This window comes from Peribacillus sp. AS_2, from assembly GCF_026891895.1.
Taxonomy (GTDB): Bacteria; Bacillota; Bacilli; order Bacillales; family DSM-1321; genus Peribacillus; species Peribacillus frigoritolerans.
Map to the genome: position 1 here is coordinate 39,074 of NZ_JAPTGA010000017.1, position 15,370 is coordinate 54,443.

Sequence of the window (15,370 nt, forward strand, 5' to 3'; positions counted from 1 at the left end):
TTTAATAAAAATAGCATTTAATCCATATATCTCGAATTAACTGCAATTGCTACTTTCACATTATAAAACTGAAAATCCAATAAGGCAAGGATTATGTTTTTTATTTTCAAACGCAAAAAAACCGGGAGCAATTTGCTCACGGTTACGTTTATTGTTTATGATGGAAGGGACACTTACCTTTTATCGGTTCTATATCATCCCCTATGAAAAATTGTTTCCATTCATTATGATTTACATCGCCAAAGTGACTGATATCAGGATGCTTCGGGAGATTATCCCATTTCTCCACCCGTTCCCGGACCTTTTCCCGTGACATGATTCCTCCTTTTTCCGTTCCTTCCAATCCTTCAAAGATCATCCTGGGCTGGAAACCAAGGACGAGGCTATTTCCTAAATCGCGAGTTTTACGCTGTTTATAAGCAGGTGCATTACCAAAGACAAAGATTGGTTCCCCGGCAAAATGATAGTCCCATAAATAATGATCCGGATCTTTCGGCTTTTCAATTGGCCAAGGTTTTTCATCCGCTTGATGCAGGTATTGAAGGATCTCCCAAAACCTTTTACGGTAAAATTCTATATCACCCTCTATCGGATCAGGCTCCATAAAAACGAAAAGTCCATGCCTTATATATGGTGGTTCCTGAAATAAATCAAGAAAGCTTTCCACTGCTTTAGGGAGATTGGACCAATCTTCCTGTGTGATATAAGCATAACGAAGTTCCCCTTTATTTTCAGCTTTCATACCAAAATAACAAGGAAAGGTTTTATCGGTCACTGTTTCATGGAATGTTTGATATTCCTTGATTAGCCATTGCGGCACTCGATCGGGATTTGTCATATCTTCTTTTGTTAACAAACTTGAATTCGCAGTCAGCATCATTTTCTCCTTAAATCGTCGTTTTAATATATGTTACCCGCTTTAAATAAACTAAAACTTCTTCGAATTGCAAATCAGGTTTATCATTTTCATTTCATTAGGATAACCTAAGAAAAAAATAGGAGGAGGTTGCTAAATGGCAAGGAGAAGGAGAATATTGGTATCTGAAGCACGACAAGGCCTTGATGATTTAAAAGCCAAAATCGCTGGCACAAAGAATCCCGAAGAGGCAAAGTTTGAAGTAGCAAAAGAAATGGGCGTACCGTTGAAAAAAGACTATAACGGTGAACTGACATCCAAGCAGAATGGAAAAATAGGCGGAAAGTTAGGCGGAGGCATGGTCAAGGAACTTATAAAGATGGCACAGGAAAACTTAGGAAAAAAACATTAACCAGAGTCTATCACTGTAGTTCTTAGACATCAGATAAAGAAATGAATTTTTGAATGGTGAAATTCGGGACTTAACACGTTACAACGCATTAAAAGCCAACCTTTACGGGCTGGCTTTTTTAGATCAGTTAATTCTTACGGGTGAAACTCTTGAAACAACTGACATTATTAATTCTTCCGACATCGGGTAATTAGCGGCAGCTGGATCGGTCATTACTGCTTTCAGAATTCTTTCCATATCCGACTGGTTAATTTCATAGGCGCTGAAGTCGGAGGGCAGCCCAAGATCAGATAGGAAAACACGTAGCTTTTCTACCACTTTCGCTAAGATCCTTTTTGAATCTTCATCCTGTACTTTCACACTAAAGGCTTCAGCTATCAAATGGGCCTTTTGAAGATATAAATCCGGGATTGATTCCATGACGACCGGTAACAATACGGCATTGGCCAGTCCATGCGGAATACGGAATAACGCCCCATATGCGTGGGCAAAGTTATGAACAGGAATCGCATTCAATGCACTACAAAATGCAGTGATTCCCATCATGCTTCCATGCAGCATTTCCATTCTAGCCTCAATATTCGTTCCATCCTTTACGGCCCTCGGTAAATTTCTTTCAATAACTCGAATGGCCTGATATGCATATGCATCGGTTATTGATGTCGCAGCAGGTGAAATGATCGCTTCAATCCCATGTGTCAATGCATCGGCACCAGTAAACGCCGTAATGTCAGACGGCAGTCCGACTGTTAACTCGGGATCTAGAATCGCAACATCCGAACTTAAAAAAACATTGTATATATTCATTTTGACATTTTTATGTTCATTATATATGACTGCGATCGGGGATACTTCAGAACCGGTTCCTGCTGTTGTGGCTACGGATATATGCGGGATATTCATGGATTGTGCATTTGGAAAACCCTCATATAGAAAACCGTTTGGTATTGAATCATTTATATCCGTAATTCCTTTATATAATCCGTATTTCAATGCTTTTGCGGTATCGATGACACTCCCTCCACCAATGGCAAGGATGGCATCGGCATGAACTTCACGTGCATATTTCAATGCTTCGTTTACACATTTACTCGCTGCGTCTTGTGTTACACCCAGAAACTGTCCAACTATTTCAGCTTTGGCACCCAATTTCTGCTGCTCAAAAGTTTCGGCAACTTTTTTAACGACGCCCGCATTTTCCAAGCCAGCATCGCTCACGAGCAGAATCCTTCGTGCCCCCAGACCATTGAATAGGCCCGGTATGAGTGAACGAGTGTTAGTGCCACTGTAAACCGAAGACCTTAACCAAAAATTCGAATGAGCATTTACCTTCATATCGTTTCACCTCGGATTTAATAGTCTATATTCGCAGTTAAGACTCGTTCATACGTTGCATTCAAGTTCCCATTGGCCATCCATTAACGAATGTAAACTTACAGTATGCTTGTATCTTATTTCGGCATTATAACACCCCATATTCCTTTTCATTGCTTTGATAGATTTCTTCAATCCCTTTCCCTTTTGCCCTGGATAATATCTCCATCCGCACTGATAATTGTTTCAGGGTAAAATTCAATACAGCTTGTTGGTCATTACCAAAGGGATTTCCTAACCGATCATATCCCTCCGTATTTAACGTGATGGCCAGTGGTGAAAGCTCCTCCATCCTCTTTTCAACCTGTTTAAAGATATGTGGATGTTCACTGATGATTCGCTGCAGCAGGAAAGTCCCATATGCAATATGGCGTGATTCGTCCTTTTTCAAAAAACCCACACCTTTTAATAAACCAGGCATCATTTTATTAGCTTCGAGAGTCTGATAGAACCCGAAATATCCAGTTTCTGCGAGAACGCCTTCGGTAAACATATTATAAACAGTGGCTGCTTCTGCCAAGGCTTCTGGTGATTGATCGGTTAAAAGTTTCTCCATCGTTTCAGGCAAAATTTCATAAAAAATCGATTTATAAGTGTCTGAGTGATAACCCGTCAAATCACCCGTTTCACCAATTTGATCTAATGTATAGCGAAAGAACTCCATATGCTTCGCTTCCTCGAACAGAAATGTCGTTAAGTACATTTCTTCTTCGATCCGGCCTTCTTTGGCTATTGTCATTATGAGCGGCAGCAAATCCAAAGTCACGGCTTCTTCCCCGCCCTGAAAAAGGGAAATGATCCGTAATAACACTTCCCTTTCAATGTCAGTAAATGACTTCCAATCTTCTTTATCCTGGCTGAAATCAATGTCCCGAGGATTCCATATACCGAATTTCTTTGCCTTTTGGTAAAGTTTAAATGGTAGGGCATCTTCTCTAAAACTCCTGCTTGTGGTCGTTAAACTCTTTCTTTTCATGGTAATGCCTCCTTGAAATTATGAACTTTAAACTTTTGAATCTCTAAAGATTTTTAAATTTGTAAGAGTTTTCATTATATTGTAAGATATTAGTAGCTTTTATCCTAGTACTGAAAATGTAGGGAGGAATTAAGTCGAATGCTTGAGGAAACTCTGATGAAACATGTAAAAAAGATTTCCCAACAAAAAGATATGGCAAATAAATCACAAATGATCGTAAAGGGCTGTGTGGATTTTTTTTCATTTCAACGAGCATCTTTATTCAGTTACTCAAGTTTAACAGGAATGGGTGAAGGAATTTGTGCATGTACAAGTGAAGATACTTTTTCATTACATAATGTTAGGGAAAATATTCATGATATATACCCGATCCACCAAGCAGTCATCCATAACAAGCCCCTATACTTAACCATCCAGCATGCGAAATCCTCCATCCCTGCAAAATACGTTAAAAGATTTTCCATCTCTTCATTGGCAATCATTCCGATAATTGTGAATGACTTGGCCATCGGTTTAGTGTTGGTTGACCCCATTCACACCAACGAGCCCGTTACCAAGAATGATTTAATGAAGCTTTCCCATTATTTGAAGCTGGCTGTCAGTTCAACATTCGATTCCGCCCCTCCCACTTACCTTCTAAGCAAACGTGAAGTGGAGGTACTTCAATATTTAGCGAATGGGATGGGATTAAAGCAAATGGCACCAAAAATGAGCGTTAGTGAATTTACTGTCAGAGATCATATTTCTTCTGCCATCAGGAAATTGGGAGTGAATCACCGGACCGAGGCCGTCGCAGTTGCCATAAGGCACAAAATGATTATCTGAAAGTAAAAAAAAACCTTCAAAGAAGGTTTCAGACTGTAGACAAACTCGATGAAAATTGATTGTCTTTTTTATGGCTTGTACAATTGGGACGTTGATTGGAACGTAGGGCACTCGCTTTCCGCGGGCGGTCGGCCCTCGGCTTTCGCCTGCGGGGTCTCCCCTAGACGCGCTTTTCTAAGCAGGAGTCTCGAACACCCGCTCCAATCAACTTTGTCTTACCTTTTAGATAGAACACTTTTGCCTGGAGTCATTTTTGTTTTAAAATAGAAGTATTAAAACTTAAGGTGATGAGGATGCTTTCTAAACATGATTCTATTCAGCGAGATCAACTTGAAATGATTACTTTAGATCAACTGGTGCCACCGAACCATTTGGTTCGTAAAATGGAGGCTGCCATTAATTTAAAGAAGATGGCCAATTGGACATGGTGAGGTCCAAAAATGGCCTAACATGTGGGCTCGTAGAGCCGCAATCTCTTAACTTTAGGCGAAAATTCAAAGGGAATTTCAAAAGAGGTTCAGAATTTTTTAATTCCGAACCCCTTTTGTCTACAAACCTTCAAAGAAGGTTTTTTTAAGTATCATTGAGTCACTTTTTCTTCAACTTTCGTAGTCCAGCTCAACTCGTCTGTGACTTTACCTGTTTGGACACCTGTCAGTGTATCATAAAGCTTTCTGGAAAGTTCGCCCGTTTCTCCGCTTTGAACAATCATTTCTTCACCATTCCACAAAAATTCACCAATTGGTGATATGACCGCGGCTGTTCCCGTTCCAAAGGCCTCTTCCAAGTGACCCAATTTATAGGCTTCATGGACTTCCTCCATCGAGATGCGTCTTTCCGACACGGGAAGACCCCAATGTTTCAGCAATTCTATAATGGAATCACGAGTAATACCCGGAAGGATGCTTCCATTTAAAGCAGGGGTGATGATTTCACCATTAATTTTGAAGAAAACATTCATGCTTCCAACTTCTTCGATATATTTTTTCTCCAATCCGTCTAACCAAAGAACTTGAGCATAACCCATCTTTTCGGATACTTCCTGGGCTTTTAGGCTCGATGCATAATTACCGCCCGTTTTGGCTTCACCTGTACCTCCATTAACTGCACGTGTAAAAGCTGACTCCACTGCAATTTTAACTGGATGGATGCCTTCTTTATAATACGATCCCACTGGTGACATGATGATGATGAACTGATACTTATTCGATGGAGATACTCCAAGATAAGGCTCAGTAGCTATAATGAATGGCCTGATATATAAAGATGTCCCTTCTGCCTGGGGAACCCAATCCTTATCAACGCTAATTAAAGTCTTTAAGGCCTTCAACGCGAAATCAACGTCGACATCCGGTATGCATAATCGGCTATTCGAACTATTTAAGCGTTGGAAATTCTTTTCCGGACGGAATAAGATAATTTCATCCTCAGGTGTTGCATATGCCTTCAATCCTTCAAAAACGGATTGACCATAGTGAAAAATCATAGCTGATGGCTCCAATGAGAGCGGTTGATAAGGAACAATTCTTGGATCATGCCACCCTTGCCCTTGTGTGTAATCCATAATAAACATATGATCGGTAAACTGCTTACCGAACTCAAGCTGGTCCGCTTGTGGTTTTTCTTTCTTTGTTGTACTAAGCGTGATTTGCATGTCATGTTCCTTCATTACCAAAACCCCTTGTTGATTAAATTTACAAGATTTCACTTCCATAAAATCTATCTTTCATTAGTTTACTCCTATAAGGAATCATAGTTCAAGCCTTTAAGACGAAATTTTCGGAATTTTTTAAAATAAATTGGTTTTTCTTTGATTTCCAGACTATGATTCCTGAAAAAAGAATCAATTATTCCTGAAACCACTAAAAATATCAATTCCGAGTGGTACGCTAATATGTCTTGAATATTAGATTAATTTTATCAAAATAATCACTATAAAGCCAATGAGAATAATTTTGGTTCATCGCACCTATAGAGTAAATTCAATCATTTGCCTTTTGTAACCAGGAAAATCGATAAATGAAAAGACTTTTGGCAGATTCGTGAATAATACACCAAATCAATACCCTGCAAGCCTTATATGTATATTAAAATCCTTAGAATATATAACATTTTTAATCCGAATCCATAAAGTGTTTTTTCCCAACTCTAAGCACAGAGGAAAATTTTACATGAATTACAATTTAGTAGTTTACTACTAAATGATATTCTTATATACTTATCCCACGAGATAGATAAAACGCATGCAAACCGATATATTATAGACAAAACGCATGCAACTTTCTAATTCTTTAATGAAAAGGGGTAACAACATGACAAAAAACAGATGGTTTATCGCTTTATCCGCTATCGCCATTCACCTATCCATTGGCGGTGCATACGCATATAGCGTTTACAAAAAACCATTAGTCGAGACCATGGGGTGGTCAGAAACTGAAGTAACGTTAGCATTCACAATAATGATGGCGCTTGCAGGAACTTCTGCTGCCTTCTTTGGCAAGTTCGTAGAAAAAAATGGACCACGAAAGTCAGCTATGGTCGCGGCTGTATTATTCGGATTAGGACAAGCCGGTTCCGGTTTAGCGGTAATGGTCGATTCACTTCCGCTCTACCTATTGACTTATGGGGTGTTAAGTGGACTTGGAATGGGGATCGGGTACATTTCACCAGTATCCACTTTAGTCAAATGGTTCCCAGATCGCAGGGGATTGGCAACAGGAATGGCAGTATTAGGTTTCGGTGCCGGAGCTCTCATTACAGCCCCAGTCGCTGCGACCCTTATGGAATCCGTTGGCATTTATACTACATATTATATTTTAGGCGCAGGCTATTTCATACTGATGTTCTTAGGGGCATCCTATATTGCACCTCCAAAAGCCAACTGGCTGCCTGAAGGAATGAAGAGAGATATTGAGTCCGGTAAGAAAGAACTGAAGAAAGACCTAAGGCAATTAACTGCAAAAGAAGCGGTTAAAACTAAACACTTCTGGATGTTATGGTCCATGAAATTGATCAATACAAGTGCAGGGATCATGATGATTTCGGTTGCTTCTCCTATGGCTCAAGACGTTGTCGGACTGTCAGTGGCAGGTGCAGCAACATTAGTCGGAATAATGGGAATCTTTAATGGCGGAGGAAGACTTGGCTGGGCAGCGGCATCTGATTATATGGGCCGTCCAAATGTTTTCGTCATTTTCTTCATCATTCAAATCGGTGCCTTCCTTTTACTTCCAACGACTACAAATACACTATTGTTCCAAGGACTCATCTTGTTGGTCGTTAGTTGCTATGGAGGAGGATTTTCTAATCTCCCTGCATTTGCCGGGGATTTATTTGGCACTAAGGAAATTGGTGCCATCCATGGTTATCTTTTAACTACATGGTCTCTAGGCGGGGTTTGCGGCCCAATGTTGGTTACTGCAATCAGGGAAAGTACGAACAGTTACATTCCGGTATTCTACGTTTTCGCAGCATTAATTGCGATAGCATTCGTCATTTCCATCTGGTTACGTCTGGACATCAAAAAAATGCAAAAAGAACAGAAACAAGGTGCAACGAACACATTAAGTAAGATATCCTAATTAAATAACCTTTAAAAAGGGCATGATCAAGTAAACTTCCATAACCGGAATTTACCTTGATGATGCCTTTTTAGTATGTATATGGCCGTATCGGTGCTTTTTGAACTGTAGCACATTGGAATATCATATGGATTAGGTCATATCACCTGCAGTTGTGAGCATAAATTCAGATTATCGACTTATGCACGTAAAGACAGGTTAAAGTCAAAATGGCCGATATATTTTTTTAATATGTCCTTCTTTTAACAGTGAAAGTCTTGTTTTTGTTTCCATATATCAACTTCGTTTGTTAAGGCTATAGCTATTTGAATTCCAAAAATGTTTAAAAAATACGAACTTCCATTTAATAAATAGCTGGTCAGTTAGTATTGCTTTTAAGATTCAAAATTGAAACACAACCGAATAAAAGCTGAATGACAAACGTTCATCCATCTAAAAGTTTTGCACCGAACATTTAATCAAGTTATTTAGTTTAACATTAAGCTAAATCAGGGAATCAAGTAAGAGATGGAATTAGGGGGGATTGTCTTGTGGATCAATAAACCGTTTTTCAAATATGCTTGCGCGATCATTTTGATCATTTTAATTATTTTTTTACTGGGTAAGATTGATTATGTTCTCCTACCGCTGCAAAAAATCATTGCTGCCATGTTTTTTCCTATTATTTTGGCTGGGCTTTTATACTATATATTACGGCCGGTCGTTAACTTGTTAACTGAATTTATCCCGAGGTCAGCTAGCATCTTCACCGTGTTTTTGATTATATTTAGTATGATTGGAATGGGAGGTTACTTTGGCAGTCCTGTAATCGTTGACCAATTTCAAAAATTATCTGATAACCTCCCCAGCAAAGTCAAGGAATTCTCTAAAGAATCTGAAGTCATGATTGAAAAAAATGATTTTGGCATGGTAAATATGGAAGAGTTAAAAGAAAAAGCGGTCACGCATTTGAAAGATTATTCGGAAAAACTCATCGTGAATGTCAATACCATTTTATCCACGATAACTAGTGTATTAACAGTATTGGTCATTACACCATTCATTTTATTCTATTTCTTGAAGGATGGAGATAAATTACGGCCATTTCTATTAAAATACATACCGAATGATGTAGAATCAGAGGGGAACACAATTTTAAAAGACGTCGATAAAGCCCTTTCAACTTATATTATTGGTCAATTCATCATATCAATTGTCATAGGGACTTTGATGTATGTTGGCTACCTTATTATCGGTCTCGATTATGCACTCGTATTGGCCTTATTCGCCATGATTTTTACCGTTGTACCATTCCTTGGTCCATTAATAAGCATCATCCCCGCCCTTTTCATTGCCTTACAGCAAGACATTGGGCTGGCAGTGAAAGTACTTATTGTCCTTATTGTTGTTCAACAGGTCGAAGGGCACTTGGTTACACCGAATATTATGGGGAAACGGCTTAACATTCACCCGCTTACCATTATCCTATTGCTGCTAGCTGCTGGATCAATATACGGATTCATTGGCATTTTAATCGCTATCCCTACCTATTCCGTAGTAAAAACGATTATAGGGAATTTCAGGAAGTTTTATAGGTTACGGAATAGGGTTACATAAACAGGAAAAGTTGTCTACACACTTAATTAAAAGAACGATTAAAAATAAAAACAAAAAGCACTCGTTTCAGACTGTAGACCAACTCTTAAGAAAGAGAATTTGCCTACAGTTTTTTCTTTCAAAAAAATTCCCAGTTCATTTCATAAAACCATTATGGAAAACCTATTCTTACTATCATGGTTCGGAATACACCATCCCCCCCCTTTTTTTGTAAACAAACTAAAAACGTTGATAGTTGCATCAACGTTTTTTTAATAATTTTTTAACACAGCGTTTAAAAAAGGCTGTGAAGCTTTTCTTTTTGATGACTTGCTGGGTATGAATTTGCTTCTGTATATAAATTTCCTCTTTGTTTATGGCGTTACTTTCCGCTAACACCAGACCCAAATCGGAGTTATGATCTTTGTTTAGGACGATTTTGTAAGGAATATCATGACTCATTGCCAATTTAATATATTTTCCTAGATATTGATAGTCCATCTGACCATTTAAAAACAAATTTGAACGGGGATACTGCTTCATCATTTGCTCTATCTCCGGGTATACATTCGTTTCAAAGACTTGGCTTCTTTTTAAGACGACGACTACGCGTTCCCTTAATGTGCCCAAAAATTCCCTTCGTTCACCAGCCTTGATTTCTTTTGGACCATGGATGCCTTGTTCTAGATAGTCCTCCACCTTTAGGCGTGACAATTCTTTCCCACCTCCGCTTTCCCTTCAATAATGTATGTAATATGGCCAAAAATAGTGCCCATCATTCTTTTGATATGCATAAAAGTGAAATTGGATCTAAGTTTGACTTTTCCCATAGTTAATTAGTCTACCCTTTTTTTAAAAAATTGTCACTTTAGCCTCGCTTCATGCATAGGATAGTATATGTGTAAATGTAGGTTGCTTAAATGAGGGACGGGGAAAAACATGAAAAAATTAATTGTATTTGTATTGATTTTCGCCTTTAGTTTTTTGGGGTTCAGTAATGCTTCAGGTGCGGCAGCAAGACAACTGATTATCATCAATAAAGCCAATAATCAGCTTGCCTATTACGAAAATGATAAATTGGTGAGGGTATTCATCGTGGCGACAGGTAAGAAAGCCTCCTACACTCCTGAAGGAAAGTTTAAAGTAGTGACAAAGATTGTGAATCGTCCCTATTATAAAGGCAACATTAGAGGCGGAGACCCAAAAAACCCTCTAGGTAAAAGATGGCTGGGAATCAATGCAAGGAATACACCAGGAAATACGTACGCAATACACGGCAATAATGATTCTTCAACAATCGGGAAATATATAAGTGCCGGTTGTATCCGTATGTATAACAATGATGTACAATGGCTTTACGATAGGGTGAGAATGAGCACTGTAGTCTTGATTGCCAGTTCAAATAAATCATTTGCCAGCATAGCTGCCACAAATGGATTCAAAGTGAGCGGATCTGTGAGCCTGCCGGTGAATACAAACGCTACCCTAAAGAAAGGAAGCAGTGGCCCTCAGGTTATCGAACTGCAAAAAAGATTAACTAAACTTGGATACAGCACTAAAGGAGTAGATGGGTCATTTGGAAAAAACACCGAAACAGCCGTAAAGAAATTCCAAAAGTCCAAAAAACTTACTTCTGATGGAATCGTCGGACCAAAAACAAAAAAAGCACTAGGACTTAAATAAATTTCTCAATGATATCCACTGATTAGAGGATATCTTTTTTATATTTTAACTGTACAACCTATACATTATTACCCATATCGCCTTTAATTTCCCACCATCAGATATTGACTTTATGTTATAATTTATACATCAACAGCTAATCATAATCGCACTGTCATTACATACAAGGAGGTAATACAAATGTACGATGAAATTCTAGTGAATTCCATTAAAGCAATTTTTGTTATCGGTACCATTTCAATGTTTGTGATTTTAGGATTCGTAAAAGGACGCAGGTTTTAACTTTATCCAATCGTTAAAATATCTCCACGTGCCTGGTTTCTTGTATTATTTTCATACAGGTAATCAGTATTTTCTCTTTAAAAAAGGCTCTTTTCGTAAAGATAGTTGTTTTTAAAACGAAACTATTTAAGGTGATTGGAGCGGAAGTGCGAGACTTCTGCGGGAGCAGCGGGACAGGTGAGACCCCACAGGCGTTTACGCCGAGGAGTTTCTCCGCCCGCCCTGCGGAAAGCGAGCATCTGGAGGGGAAATCAACCACAACTCACTACCTGGTAAATAGCAACAAAGTATGTGAAAACAGCCTAAAAAAAGCATATCCTCTATGGGCATGCTTTTCTTTACCAATTCCAATTATCCGTATTATCTAAAAGTTGATCGATGTCAAATGTATCAAGATGGAATGGAACTGACTCTTCTGCTATCGCTTCAGTAGCTAACAATAATTGGTCGATATCAATAATGGCCAAAACAGCCCTCTCCCTTTTTTAATGGTCTTTACCCTCATTTTTAATACTTTAAACAATTCGTTCAAAAGAAATTTTATTAGAGGGTCTCCTTAAAATTTTACATTTGACATTTATTTAAGAGGCAGTGAATCTTTTTCAGATCCTTCCGGAGAAAGCGTATGTATCAATTTAACCAGCTTATAAAAGGTCCCGCTGCAGATTGTTACCTCGGGCAGATTATGAAATATTGATTTTTTATTAATATGATAATTTTCTTTCTCAGGAGAATACACAATTATTTTCTTATTTAATGATAAAGCATAGCCAAGCTCATATAGATTACCTTTTCCTGCCGTTAGGAAGATCAGCATGAAATCGGCTTCCTCTATCCCCTTTTTTTCATATTCTCCAATGTCGTCCGTTATTTGGTTTTTCTCATCATTCGTAATTAAATTCATGTCATTCACACAAGTAAATCCTTTTGAAGTCAATTTCTTGATCAATGATTTTACTTGCTTCAAATTTTTTTCGTCTGATGCTATATAATATTTCACACATACACCTCCAAAATATATAACTATTGATACTTTTTACCTATGTTACCTATACTATACATATTCGTTATAAAGAACGCAATATCCTTTCCCCAAAAATAAAAAATAATTAAATGGGGAATTTTTTAGCGAAACTAAAAACCATCATTCCTTTTACAGGTAATGATGGTTTTTTATATTTTATGAGTGCCACTATTATCCCCATCGACTTCAGCTTACTAAAAAAATAATAAAATAATATAGTATGTACTGGTCTGACATTCCGGGTTACAAATTCAAGTAATCCAAAATAAAAACCTTGTCCTTTAACCGGCAAGGTTTTTTTTATTTTTCATATGTGATATTTTCTATTTCAATTCTGAAGGGTGCAGCCTCGCATATATTAATTCCCCGATCCAGATTCACCTTTTCCATTTCGCTTGCATCCGGGATTGTTTTTTTATCGTGTATAAAATGTTCGACCATGGATTCCAACAGTTCTTGAGCACAAGCTAAGGCATCTAACCGATTCCTGCCGCTAACGGAAGAAATAATTCCTTCTCGCCTAAAATCCGGGAAACAAACTTGAACGGAAAAAGAGTCGATAATCAACGGGTGCTTTTCATAATAGAATACGGCTGGGTACTCAAAGATTTGAATGGTCAAAATATCATCCCTTCATACAATATTTAGATATTTATAATAATTATAACATGAATTTCCATTTTATATAGGTTTAAATTACTTTTCTTTGTTTGTCAAGTTAATACTTACATTCAATAGGTTGATATATCCGTATTGACTACGAAATAAAAAAACACCATGAAAATCAAAATCATGAGAACATTCAAGATTATTCCAATAATGCTGCACACCTTTCCAGCTGTCACTAAACCATTTCCAGATTCACCAGTAAGGTTCATTTCTTGTTTACTTTTCGATGCAAATATTAACCCTAAAATACCTAATATGATGCCGATGATTGGAATAAACAGGGATAATACCCCCATGATCAATGATACAATCGCTTTGCTATTGCTTCTTTTAATTTCCGACATATTTTCCACCTTCTTTCTTCCTTTATATATACGGTTATTAAAAGCAAAAGATTCATTTTTTGTGTACTCATTCATCACTATTATTCCATTTGATTAAGAAGTCCGCTCCCTTTCCGCCAGACTGTCTGCCATTCCTTCTCGGCACAAGCGCCTGCGGGGGTCTCGGCTAGCCAGTTATTCGGCTGGAGTGTTGCGAATTTCTTCCATTTATTAAGGATTACAGATATAAAATCAAGAGGATAACCTAGTTTCAATTTGTTCGGGATGAGTCCAGCCTACGGTTTCTTCTTAAAATAACATTCCAGTTAATTCCATAAATCCACTTCTTTTCCACCGACTGTATGGATCATGGAGTATAAACAAGCTTTAAAATAAGGTTGAGGGTGAGACACTTCCGAATCTCTTAGACAAATAGAAAACGACTCATTTCTGAGCCGTTTTTTTAGGTGCGTTTCAATTCAAGTCTCTGGGCTACCAAAGAAAGGCTATAGTTAACTATGAAATACATGAGAGCTACCAGGATCAAAATCGGTATTAAATACTTTTGACTTTGTCCATATATGATTTGACCATGATGTGTCAGCTCCGGCAAAGAGATGACAACCGCTAAAGAGGTATCCTTTAATAAAGAAATGAATTGGCTGACAATGGGAGGAACCATGCGGCGCAGCGCTTGGGGCAAAATAATATGTATCAATGCCTGTGTATAGCTCAAACCTGATGAACGGGCAGCTTCCATTTGACCTTTATCAATGGATTTCAGTCCACTTCTAATGACTTCAGAAAGCATGGCTGACTCAAAAATTGTCAAGGCAACTATGGCTGCTGGAATGATTTCCAGTTTAATCCGTATCTCCGGCAAAGCAAAATACGTAAAAAATATGATTAATAACAGAGGTAAATTACGTACCGTTTCTACAATCAAAGCTAGTATTTGTGATAACACCGGCACTTTTGCGTATCGGATTATACCTACAAGCCCGCCAATAATGAAACTTAGAATAATGGATATAAAAGCTACCTGGAGCGTTACCCAAAATCCTTCTAATAAAAACTTAAGATTATCTGGTGTATAGGCACCTGCAAAATCCATATCTTATACCTCCCTCAATTACTCTTAGCCAGACGTTTTTCCAAATAACCAACGCCAAAGCTTAAAGGAATGGTAAGAATTAAGTAAAAAGCTGCAACGAAAATGTACACATCAAACACGACAAATGTCCTTGAAGAAATCAAATCTCCGTGGTACATAAGATCGAGTCCTGCAACGACGGCCAATATGGAAGAATTCTTTACTAAATTGATAAATTGGTTCCCTAAAGGAGGAATGACGATTTTAACGGCCTGCGGCAGTATGACGAGCCTCATGGCCTGCCCATATGTCAGGCCTGATGAACGGGCAGCTTCCATTTGACCCTTAGGCACGGAGAGTATGCCTGCCCGAATTGCCTCAGCTATGAAAGATGAAGTGTAAATGGTCAAGGCTAATGTCCCTGCATATAGACCGCTTAGTTTAAGACCAAGAAAGAAGAAAAAGGTAATGATCAATAACGGTATGTTCCGAATGAACTCGACATAGGCGGTACCCAGCCAGTTTAGTGGCTTTATTGGCGCAATCCTCATGATGGCAATTAGCACACCAAGAATCAAACTCGATACCAACGCGATCAAACTCGACATGATCGTATTTTTAAAGCCTAATAAATACATATCCAGATTCTCTGTTAAAATGGAGAAATCAAGCACGGCATACAACTCCTTTAACTAGT

The 15,370-nt window shown here is 38.2% G+C and carries 17 protein-coding genes; 6 read left to right on the forward strand and 11 right to left on the reverse strand.

Annotated features, from left to right (window positions below):
- Positions 1 to 148: 148 nt before the first annotated feature.
- Entirely contained in the window at positions 149 to 877 is a 729-nt protein-coding gene (locus tag OTG27_RS22905) for a YqcI/YcgG family protein (protein ID WP_268938243.1), read from the reverse strand.
- 136 nt (positions 878 to 1,013) lie between these two features.
- Between OTG27_RS22905 and OTG27_RS22910 the strand changes: the two genes are divergently transcribed.
- On the forward strand, positions 1,014 to 1,268 hold the full coding sequence (locus OTG27_RS22910) for an alpha/beta-type small acid-soluble spore protein (protein WP_098864592.1): 255 nt from the start codon (positions 1,014 to 1,016) through the stop codon (positions 1,266 to 1,268).
- 123 nt (positions 1,269 to 1,391) lie between these two features.
- On the opposite strand, the gene OTG27_RS22915 is transcribed toward OTG27_RS22910, so the two are convergent.
- Both OTG27_RS22915 and OTG27_RS22920 read right to left on the reverse strand, forming a co-directional pair.
- Positions 1,392 to 2,603 (reverse strand): iron-containing alcohol dehydrogenase, encoded by a 1,212-nt coding sequence (locus OTG27_RS22915; RefSeq protein WP_268938244.1) that lies wholly within the window; start codon positions 2,601 to 2,603, stop codon positions 1,392 to 1,394.
- 127 nt (positions 2,604 to 2,730) lie between these two features.
- Positions 2,731 to 3,618, reverse strand: coding sequence for a R2-like ligand-binding oxidase (locus tag OTG27_RS22920; RefSeq protein ID WP_268938245.1), 888 nt, complete (start codon positions 3,616 to 3,618; stop codon positions 2,731 to 2,733).
- A 138-nt stretch (positions 3,619 to 3,756) separates the two neighbouring features.
- Between OTG27_RS22920 and OTG27_RS22925 the strand changes: the two genes are divergently transcribed.
- Together OTG27_RS22925 and OTG27_RS22930 are read left to right on the forward strand one after the other, a co-directional pair.
- Positions 3,757 to 4,443 (forward strand): helix-turn-helix transcriptional regulator, encoded by a 687-nt coding sequence (locus OTG27_RS22925; protein WP_268938246.1) that lies wholly within the window; start codon positions 3,757 to 3,759, stop codon positions 4,441 to 4,443.
- A gap of 293 nt (positions 4,444 to 4,736) precedes the next feature.
- Entirely contained in the window at positions 4,737 to 4,874 is a 138-nt protein-coding gene (locus tag OTG27_RS22930; RefSeq protein WP_156500305.1) for a hypothetical protein, read from the forward strand.
- Positions 4,875 to 5,023: 149 nt separating this feature from the next.
- On the opposite strand, the gene OTG27_RS22935 is transcribed toward OTG27_RS22930, so the two are convergent.
- Positions 5,024 to 6,112 carry a branched-chain amino acid aminotransferase gene (locus OTG27_RS22935; RefSeq protein ID WP_268938247.1) on the reverse strand — a complete coding sequence of 363 codons (1,089 nt, stop codon included), beginning with the start codon at positions 6,110 to 6,112 and terminating at the stop codon, positions 5,024 to 5,026.
- 643 nt (positions 6,113 to 6,755) lie between these two features.
- Between OTG27_RS22935 and OTG27_RS22940 the strand changes: the two genes are divergently transcribed.
- Together OTG27_RS22940 and OTG27_RS22945 are read left to right on the forward strand one after the other, a co-directional pair.
- Positions 6,756 to 8,024 carry an L-lactate MFS transporter gene (locus OTG27_RS22940; RefSeq protein WP_268938248.1) on the forward strand — a complete coding sequence of 423 codons (1,269 nt, stop codon included), beginning with the start codon at positions 6,756 to 6,758 and terminating at the stop codon, positions 8,022 to 8,024.
- A gap of 528 nt (positions 8,025 to 8,552) precedes the next feature.
- Positions 8,553 to 9,620 carry an AI-2E family transporter gene (locus tag OTG27_RS22945; RefSeq protein WP_268938249.1) on the forward strand — a complete coding sequence of 356 codons (1,068 nt, stop codon included), beginning with the start codon at positions 8,553 to 8,555 and terminating at the stop codon, positions 9,618 to 9,620.
- Positions 9,621 to 9,860: 240 nt separating this feature from the next.
- Here the strand turns inward: OTG27_RS22945 and OTG27_RS22950 are convergent, their stop codons facing one another.
- Positions 9,861 to 10,313: a YueI family protein gene (locus OTG27_RS22950; RefSeq protein ID WP_268938250.1), complete on the reverse strand. Its 453-nt coding sequence runs from the start codon at positions 10,311 to 10,313 to the stop codon at positions 9,861 to 9,863.
- Positions 10,314 to 10,538: 225 nt separating this feature from the next.
- On the opposite strand from OTG27_RS22950, the gene OTG27_RS22955 reads away from it, so the two are divergent.
- Entirely contained in the window at positions 10,539 to 11,282 is a 744-nt protein-coding gene (locus OTG27_RS22955; protein ID WP_268938251.1) for a L,D-transpeptidase family protein, read from the forward strand.
- A gap of 620 nt (positions 11,283 to 11,902) precedes the next feature.
- Here OTG27_RS22955 and OTG27_RS22960 read toward each other — a convergent pair.
- The 6 genes from OTG27_RS22960 to OTG27_RS22985 all read right to left on the reverse strand — a co-directional run bounded on the left by OTG27_RS22960 (position 11,903) and on the right by OTG27_RS22985 (position 15,347).
- Entirely contained in the window at positions 11,903 to 12,031 is a 129-nt protein-coding gene (locus OTG27_RS22960) for a hypothetical protein (protein WP_255256757.1), read from the reverse strand.
- A gap of 110 nt (positions 12,032 to 12,141) precedes the next feature.
- Positions 12,142 to 12,591 (reverse strand): nucleoside 2-deoxyribosyltransferase, encoded by a 450-nt coding sequence (locus tag OTG27_RS22965; protein ID WP_082201133.1) that lies wholly within the window; start codon positions 12,589 to 12,591, stop codon positions 12,142 to 12,144.
- Between the two features lie 297 nt (positions 12,592 to 12,888).
- Positions 12,889 to 13,209, reverse strand: coding sequence for a hypothetical protein (locus tag OTG27_RS22970; protein ID WP_053535156.1), 321 nt, complete (start codon positions 13,207 to 13,209; stop codon positions 12,889 to 12,891).
- A 110-nt stretch (positions 13,210 to 13,319) separates the two neighbouring features.
- Positions 13,320 to 13,601 (reverse strand): DUF4190 domain-containing protein, encoded by a 282-nt coding sequence (locus tag OTG27_RS22975; protein ID WP_063577730.1) that lies wholly within the window; start codon positions 13,599 to 13,601, stop codon positions 13,320 to 13,322.
- Between the two features lie 442 nt (positions 13,602 to 14,043).
- On the reverse strand, positions 14,044 to 14,694 hold the full coding sequence (locus OTG27_RS22980) for an amino acid ABC transporter permease (protein ID WP_034307000.1): 651 nt from the start codon (positions 14,692 to 14,694) through the stop codon (positions 14,044 to 14,046).
- A 14-nt stretch (positions 14,695 to 14,708) separates the two neighbouring features.
- Complete coding sequence (locus tag OTG27_RS22985; RefSeq protein WP_034307002.1) at positions 14,709 to 15,347, reverse strand: amino acid ABC transporter permease; 639 nt, start codon at positions 15,345 to 15,347, stop codon at positions 14,709 to 14,711.
- Between the last annotated feature and the right edge of the window lie 23 nt (positions 15,348 to 15,370).

Excerpts from the sequence above, each read along its gene's own strand:
- OTG27_RS22930 (WP_156500305.1), top strand. The coding sequence starts at position 4,737 with ATGCTTTCTAAACATGATTCTATTCAGCGAGATCAACTTGAAATGATT.
- OTG27_RS22915 (WP_268938244.1), bottom strand. The coding sequence starts at position 2,603 with ATGAAGGTAAATGCTCATTCGAATTTTTGGTTAAGGTCTTCGGTTTAC.
- OTG27_RS22955 (WP_268938251.1), top strand. The coding sequence starts at position 10,539 with ATGAAAAAATTAATTGTATTTGTATTGATTTTCGCCTTTAGTTTTTTG.
- OTG27_RS22935 (WP_268938247.1), bottom strand. The coding sequence starts at position 6,112 with ATGAAGGAACATGACATGCAAATCACGCTTAGTACAACAAAGAAAGAA.
- OTG27_RS22920 (WP_268938245.1), bottom strand. The coding sequence starts at position 3,618 with ATGAAAAGAAAGAGTTTAACGACCACAAGCAGGAGTTTTAGAGAAGAT.
- OTG27_RS22975 (WP_063577730.1), bottom strand. The coding sequence starts at position 13,601 with ATGTCGGAAATTAAAAGAAGCAATAGCAAAGCGATTGTATCATTGATC.
- OTG27_RS22905 (WP_268938243.1), bottom strand. The coding sequence starts at position 877 with ATGCTGACTGCGAATTCAAGTTTGTTAACAAAAGAAGATATGACAAAT.
- OTG27_RS22910 (WP_098864592.1), top strand. The coding sequence starts at position 1,014 with ATGGCAAGGAGAAGGAGAATATTGGTATCTGAAGCACGACAAGGCCTT.
- OTG27_RS22940 (WP_268938248.1), top strand. The coding sequence starts at position 6,756 with ATGACAAAAAACAGATGGTTTATCGCTTTATCCGCTATCGCCATTCAC.
- OTG27_RS22980 (WP_034307000.1), bottom strand. The coding sequence starts at position 14,694 with ATGGATTTTGCAGGTGCCTATACACCAGATAATCTTAAGTTTTTATTA.
- OTG27_RS22925 (WP_268938246.1), top strand. The coding sequence starts at position 3,757 with ATGCTTGAGGAAACTCTGATGAAACATGTAAAAAAGATTTCCCAACAA.